8 protein-coding genes are annotated in these 6,234 nt (G+C 37.2%); 5 read left to right on the plus strand and 3 right to left on the minus strand.

From position 1 onward, the window contains the following. Positions 1–110: 110 nt before the first annotated feature. Positions 111–2,048 carry a MobQ family relaxase gene (gene mobQ / locus AC4GZ8_RS26150; RefSeq protein ID WP_491084812.1) on the minus strand — a complete coding sequence of 646 codons (1,938 nt, stop codon included), beginning with the start codon at positions 2,046–2,048 and terminating at the stop codon, positions 111–113. 333 nt (positions 2,049–2,381) lie between these two features. Between mobQ and AC4GZ8_RS26155 the strand changes: the two genes are divergently transcribed. The 5 genes from AC4GZ8_RS26155 (at position 2,382) to qacH (ending at position 5,523) form a co-directional block, all read left to right on the plus strand. After that, positions 2,382–2,729, plus strand: a complete 348-nt coding sequence (locus AC4GZ8_RS26155; RefSeq protein ID WP_162482694.1) for a hypothetical protein — start codon at positions 2,382–2,384, stop codon at positions 2,727–2,729. A 60-nt stretch (positions 2,730–2,789) separates the two neighbouring features. Continuing rightward, entirely contained in the window at positions 2,790–3,203 is a 414-nt protein-coding gene (locus AC4GZ8_RS26160; protein ID WP_162482695.1) for a hypothetical protein, read from the plus strand. A gap of 177 nt (positions 3,204–3,380) precedes the next feature. After that, positions 3,381–3,974: a MarR family transcriptional regulator gene (locus tag AC4GZ8_RS26165; RefSeq protein ID WP_162482696.1), complete on the plus strand. Its 594-nt coding sequence runs from the start codon at positions 3,381–3,383 to the stop codon at positions 3,972–3,974. Between the two features lie 620 nt (positions 3,975–4,594). Beyond that, positions 4,595–5,146, plus strand: coding sequence for a TetR/AcrR family transcriptional regulator (locus AC4GZ8_RS26170; RefSeq protein ID WP_000028030.1), 552 nt, complete (start codon positions 4,595–4,597; stop codon positions 5,144–5,146). After that, positions 5,146–5,523: a quaternary ammonium compound efflux SMR transporter QacH gene (qacH, locus tag AC4GZ8_RS26175; RefSeq protein WP_000121134.1), complete on the plus strand. Its 378-nt coding sequence runs from the start codon at positions 5,146–5,148 to the stop codon at positions 5,521–5,523. Before AC4GZ8_RS26170 ends, qacH begins: the two co-directional genes overlap by 1 nt. 232 nt (positions 5,524–5,755) lie before the next feature. On the opposite strand, the gene AC4GZ8_RS26180 is transcribed toward qacH, so the two are convergent. Further along, positions 5,756–5,926: a hypothetical protein gene (locus AC4GZ8_RS26180; protein ID WP_491084813.1), complete on the minus strand. Its 171-nt coding sequence runs from the start codon at positions 5,924–5,926 to the stop codon at positions 5,756–5,758. Next, the coding region (locus AC4GZ8_RS26185) for a hypothetical protein (protein ID WP_491084814.1) at positions 5,926–6,234 on the minus strand (309 nt) is incomplete at its 5' end. The genes AC4GZ8_RS26180 and AC4GZ8_RS26185, both read right to left, overlap by 1 nt.

Here is a 6,234-nt window from a genome sequence, read left to right on the forward strand (position 1 = left end):
CATTTTTCTAGAAAAAAGCTTCCACCTATTTTCATTGGCTTGGTGCTTCTTTCTAGCAGTTTCTGAATCCATTTTAGGAATAATATCAATGTTCAAGAATTAATCCCCCTCTACATTTCTCTGTCAAAACTTTGATATTTTTGTTTCGATTTACCTTTACCTTGTACTTTTTGTTGTTGGCGTTGTTGTTGTCTAGTCATTTCTCGCCCTGCTTGTTCAATGCCTTTCATAACTGCGTCTAACAAGCCAAGTCCTTTTTCTTGGGATTGGATTTGTCCTTGATATTCAGGAACCTTGGCTTCCATTTTTCCAAAAGAATCTACCTGTTTTTCAAAGTCGGCTCTTCCAGTGATGCCTTCCTTCTGCATGTAATTCTTATAGCTATCACGGGCAGTTACTGCACTGTCATATTCTCGCTTGGCTGATTTAGAAACAAGCATTTTCCCTTTAAGGAATGGGTTGTTCTCATATTTTTCAACAATGGCTTGGTGTTTTTCAAAATCTTTTAGATAACGTTCTGCACGCTGCAAGCGTCCTTTCGTCTGATCTACACGAGAAATTTCTCCTTGAAGCCTTTGAATTTCTGATTTTCGGTTATTTACGGTCTTTTCAATGCTCTCGATTGGGACAGCTTTACCTTTCCCATACTTAGAATTGACATCAACGATATTGAGAGCCGTTTTAAAGCTCATATGACGCATTTCAGGGCGTTCAGGATACAAAGAAGCCACCTGACGAACAAAAGCGTTTTTATGGGCAATTTCAGCCTTCTGAAGCACATCACGTTCAGAACGGATATATTGACGAGTGTTTCTGTTTTTCTCCAGGAGTCCTGGACGCTCTGCTTCATGTTGAGTTTTAACCTGGCTAAATTCTTTTTCGTTATTGAAACCAAGCTTTTCACGGTGGTAGTTCAGCTTTTCATCATGGAATTTGATTTCGCCTTTTGCCCTCGAAATCTCTTGTTCGGCTCTTTCTTTCGTGATTCGATTTTCCTTTAATTTCAATGGGTTAAGCCAATTAATATTTTCAATTCGCTTTTCAGCTTCCTGAATCTGTTTCTCGAAAGAATGAATCCATCTGAAATGATCGGAAGCTCCTCGGATAGTCTCGTCTTTCCAACGGATATAACTATCATTTTTATTTAAGCGTTCATCCCATTTATCAAGCTGATTGTAACGATTTTTGATGTTTGGCAAAGAAGATTCAGCCTTCAAAACTTTCGAAGCATTTTGAAGGTCTACACGTTCTGCAAAAGTATTAAATCTTTCAGCATTTTGTTTCTGTGCTTGCTGGCGAGCCTTCTCTTGTTCCAACGCTTGTTTTTCTTCACGGTACTTTTGGAGATCCACGACAAGAGCGTTGTACTCCTGACGGTCACGGTTGATATTTCCTTTTTCCGTTTGGACACCACGCTTTTCCATCTCATGAGCAACATGGCCAAGATGAACAGTCGGAAGCTGTTCAAGTCCACGTGCTTCATGAGAAAGGTGAGAAATCCGTTCTTGAATCCCCTCTTTTTCTAAAGCTTTATTCGCATGGTTCGCCCATTCTTCACGCCATTGTTCAAGCATTTCTTTCTTGTTCCAGTCACGATTTTTCGGACCGAATCCATCAGTTGTAATTTCTCTAGTGGTCAACATGACATGAGCATGAGGATTTTCTTTATCGTCTCTATGTATCGCAATATCAGCAATCATGCCTTTATTTACGAACTGTTCTTGAACATAGTTTTTAATTAATTCTTTTTGTTGGTCATTGCTTAACTCTCTAGGTAAAGCAATATTTATTTCTCGTGCTAATCGTGCGTCTTTTCTCTTTTCGGATTGCTCGACTTCATTCCAAAGACGCTCCCGATCACGCACCCATTCAGGAGAATTGGAAGGGGCAAGAATCATAGTATCCGGTTGCACTTCTCGAACATAGTATTTGGCTTCACCGGTGCGTTCATCTGTTAAACGTTCACCTGAACGATAAGAAGCAGAAGCAACAGCAGATTGCCCCTTCCCTCTTGAAATAACCTGTGCTGAAAAATGATAGATTGCCATGATTCTCACCTCTCTTTCGTCGCTACGCGAATCCCATTTTAACCGAAACGGAAAAGGAAGTACCGAAGGTGGTTACTTTTCTGTTTTGGCTTCGCCGATAGGCGATTAGTCTTTTGTTGCTTTAGCAACTTGCCGATTTCGGCAAAGGTTTTTTTCTTTTTGTTGCGAAGCAACCGCACAACATCGGTACGATGTGTAAGTGCGCCCTTGCCCTTCGTTCTTCGGGAATCAATGCCACACTCCATTGTGGCGATTCTTGCCTTTTGTCTAGTATTCTAGCACTAAATTAGATATAATTAAAGAAAAATATGGCATTGCAGGAGGGTTTTAGAATTGGCACGTAAAACGGACGCAGAACGTTTACAAGAATTAGAGGAAAAAATGGAGCAGATTAAGGCGAAGAAACAACAAGTTGCAAGCCGACTCGCTCAAAAAGAAAGAAAGGAACGTACACGCCGATTGATTCAGGTGGGTGCGATTTTTGAAAAATATTTTGATATTGTCGGTGAAGATCAAGCCGAGAAAGTAGCTTACGGAATGAAAGAAGCAGTAGAGAAGCATAAAGAGAAATTAATGAACATTGATGTGGAGAAATCCAAAGAACAAAACAAGCTAGTTTATGAGGTTCAGGAGGAACGCTTAATCATGCCAGAAGGTGAAAAAGCCCCTTACCAACCTTAATGCCTTTAGGGCATTTTCCCGTTGCCTTTATGGCAACGTTTATCTTTAGGAGGTGGGGAATTGATTTGTTCATATTGCCAAACAGAGAGCAGTAATTTAGCAAGCGAATGCGAATTTTGTGGTGCTCCTTTGAAGAAGCAGCGTCCCAAAATGAGAGAGTTTATTTATCTAGAACAATGTGAACTTCCCTTTGGGGAGCTGTCGCTCTTTCATACTTACGATCTGTTAATCTTGCTTCGACTGGTGAGAGAAGAAAGGACGAAATGTTATCACCTCATGAGAGGCGTTCAGAAGGGTTCTAAATTGATTGAAATAGATTCAGAGACTTTAGCCTTTGGAGAAAGTGAATACAGGCGTTATACGGCTCGTATGAGGGTTGTAGAAGGGCTTTTGATAGATAGGATGGGGTACAAGCCTAAAAGAGTAGATAACAAGCTTCTAGAGAGTTTGAGAGGGAAAATTGAAAATGGGTAGTAAAAAAGGAGTTTTATTGATATTGTCGAAATTAGAGAAATAGAAAAAACCCTCAAGTTTAGCCGACTCGGAGGGTTTCTTAAAACAAGCAAGGGATTAGTCCCTTTATTCGATTTGTTATATTTATATTCTACCATATCGGGACTAATTCCTGCTACATAAGGGAGAGAAAAAGTAGTGGGAAAAAATGTTGTTAATTTTAGTGAAGCAGAAAGAAAAGCAAGATTAAGGGATTTAGAGAATGAGAAAATTTTATCTGATGAAGAAATGGCGATAGCCCAAGAACTTCAAGCGAAAGCTAATGCTAGAGGAATGAAGCTTGTGCCTGATAAAAAAATAAAAAATAACACTCATTTCGTTCAGATCATTCAACAAAACTTTCGTTATCTAAGAGAGCAAAATTACCTTACATTAGCTGAAAAAGGCTTTCTGTTAGATATTTCAGAGTTTGTAGGGTTTCTATCAAATTGCATTGTTGACGATATAACTAAAAAGAGTCCAGTACCTTTAAATCAGTCTGACTTAGCTAAAGCTTTAGGTAGGGGAAGAAATAAAATAAGTCCTTTAGTAAATAGCTTAGTTGATAAGGGCATTATGGCTCGTGCTGAGTCGGGGTTAGAGGATAATAATGCTAGAGCTTATGCTTTATATATAAATCCAAATATCATGTTCTCAGGCTCCAAAGATGATGTTAACGAGACTTTAAAAACAATGTTTAAGAAGGCTATGAGAAATCCAGTTCTAAAAAAATTACCTATCAAATTATTTTAAAAAGTCCTTGTTTAAGGGCTTTTTTCGTTGTTCCCAAAATCGGTAACAATTGTTCCCAAAATCGGGAACAACGAGAAATCTCAAAACCCTTGATACATAAGGTTTTTTTACACTTTATAAAGCTTGTCCCTCTCACTCTTATATTAAATAGCAATTCGCCCTTTGTTTTGCAACACCTAATTTTATATATTTTTCGTTATCTGCCCTGAAGGCAAAAAAGGTTGCCATTAAGGCAACCGAATCTGTCTGTAAGGAGGGAGGACTGCTAAGAAAAATAGACCTCCCTTGAACTTTGGTTAGGTAAATATTATATCATGGCTTCTGTTGTGAAGCTTTATAACATCCTTCTTCCCCAATGCCAGTATCAATAACGGGGTAGAGTCCTGAAAATGCGGATTTACAACGGTAATGTAATTTTCACCCATAAATAAAGCCGATTTTAAGAAATCGACTGTTGAACTAAAGCTCCCTTTACTTTAAGTACATTTCTTCACAATCTTTAGATTAATTTATTGGATTATTTTTATGTGAAAGAGTGATATTAAATAAGAGCTTTAATTCGATTGACAAAAAAACCGTCCAGACGGTATATTATATGTATCTAAGTTATGGAGGTTATTATGTCTATTTCAAAGCATGCTAATAAGAAAAAAAATATATTGATTGCTGCATCTGAAATTGTAAAAGAAGAAGGAGTTGTCAAACTCACATTAGAGGCAGTCGCCCAAAGAGCTGGCGTGAGTAAAGGTGGATTATTATACCATTTTCCTAGCAAGGAAGCATTAATTAAAGGAATGGTGGAAGATTGGACAAATAATTATTTCGAATGCATTAATACGTTAGTTAATAACGACGATGATAACGCAATAGGAAAATGGAATAGGGCTTATCTTAAATCTACATTTTCCGATTTAGAAAACAATAATCTAAATTCCGCACTAATGGCTACTATGTTTATTAATCCAGATTTATTAGATGAATTCCGGCAGAGATACGATATTTTGCATACAAAGTTAATAACTGATGGAATTGATCCTGTCAAAATAACAATTACAAGATTATCCATAGATGGTCTTTGGTTTTCAGAAATATTTGGAATGGCACCATTAAATGAAGAACTAAAAACACAAGTTTTTGATGAACTAATAAACATGATTCAGGAGGACGAATAATGTCATATCTATATTTAGCACTTGCAATAGTGGGGGAGATTATTGGCTCTTCCCTATTAAAAGCATCTGAAGGCTTTTCAAAACTCTATCCTACAATAGGGGTAATAATAGCTTTCGTTGGTTGTTTTTTCTTTTTATCCTTGTCGCTAAAAACAATCCCCTTAAACACTGCATATGCATTATGGGCAGGTTTAGGACTTGTTTTGACTACAGTAATTTCAGTTTTAGTTTGGAAGGAAAAACTTAACATGGCTAGCATTGCAGGAATAACACTGATTCTTGTAGGAGTTGTAATATTGAATTTGTTTGGACCAGGACATGGAGAATCTGGTCATGAAGCAAGCGAAACTATTACAATGAATGAGACAATGGAATAACACATAAAAAAGTCCTTCTTAATAAAGAGAAGGACTTTTTAGCTTAATTAAGGGTATTTTTTGAAGTCCTTATTCAACAAACCTGCGTACGTTAGTTTAAGTGTATCACTTCACAATTCCAATAGAGTAGAGTTTATTGAGACATAATGAAATTAGCGTTTTAAATGACTTCTGACTGTCTCATAAGACTTGTATCAAATGCTTACCGTTGTAAATCCGCATTTCCCTGACGCTACCCCATAACGTAGTGAGTCTTATTGGAATCCTGATCAATACAAGGCTTTATTTCAAAAATGGGTTCTAGTGTGCCACCGATCGGACGGTTTGGAAGAGGGAAAAGCACTCTTATTTCAGCGTTCGGGTCACATTCTTTTAGTAATTCTATTAGCTCTGTGACCTTCATCAAAACACCCTCTTTTTCATTTCATCATCAATCAATTTGTTGCAGTATTGATGAACTGGAACAACTCTCTTTGAGCATTCTTTAAATGCTTCAGGAGTTTTTAATTTGCAAGTACCACAATCAGAAACCTTTATTTTTCGATTCGGTCTCTTTTCTGTAGGTGAGGGTATTTGAATAGGCTGAGTATAAATACATAAATGATCATAGTCCACATGGTGTAGTATGAATTTTTTTGAAGGCTTCCCACACCAAGAACATTTATTATTATTTTCGTTAATTACAAAGTCTTTCATGGAGGGATTCTTTTG

It is taken from the genome of Metabacillus sp. RB-C-LZQ-3-1 (assembly GCF_058315175.1).

Bases quoted from the DNA above. Each gene is read 5' to 3' on its own strand.
- mobQ (WP_491084812.1), bottom strand. From the start codon at position 2,048: ATGGCAATCTATCATTTTTCAGCACAGGTTATTTCAAGAGGGAAGGGG.
- AC4GZ8_RS26170 (WP_000028030.1), top strand. From the start codon at position 4,595: ATGTCTATTTCAAAGCATGCTAATAAGAAAAAAAATATATTGATTGCT.
- qacH (WP_000121134.1), top strand. From the start codon at position 5,146: ATGTCATATCTATATTTAGCACTTGCAATAGTGGGGGAGATTATTGGC.
- AC4GZ8_RS26180 (WP_491084813.1), bottom strand. From the start codon at position 5,926: ATGAAGGTCACAGAGCTAATAGAATTACTAAAAGAATGTGACCCGAAC.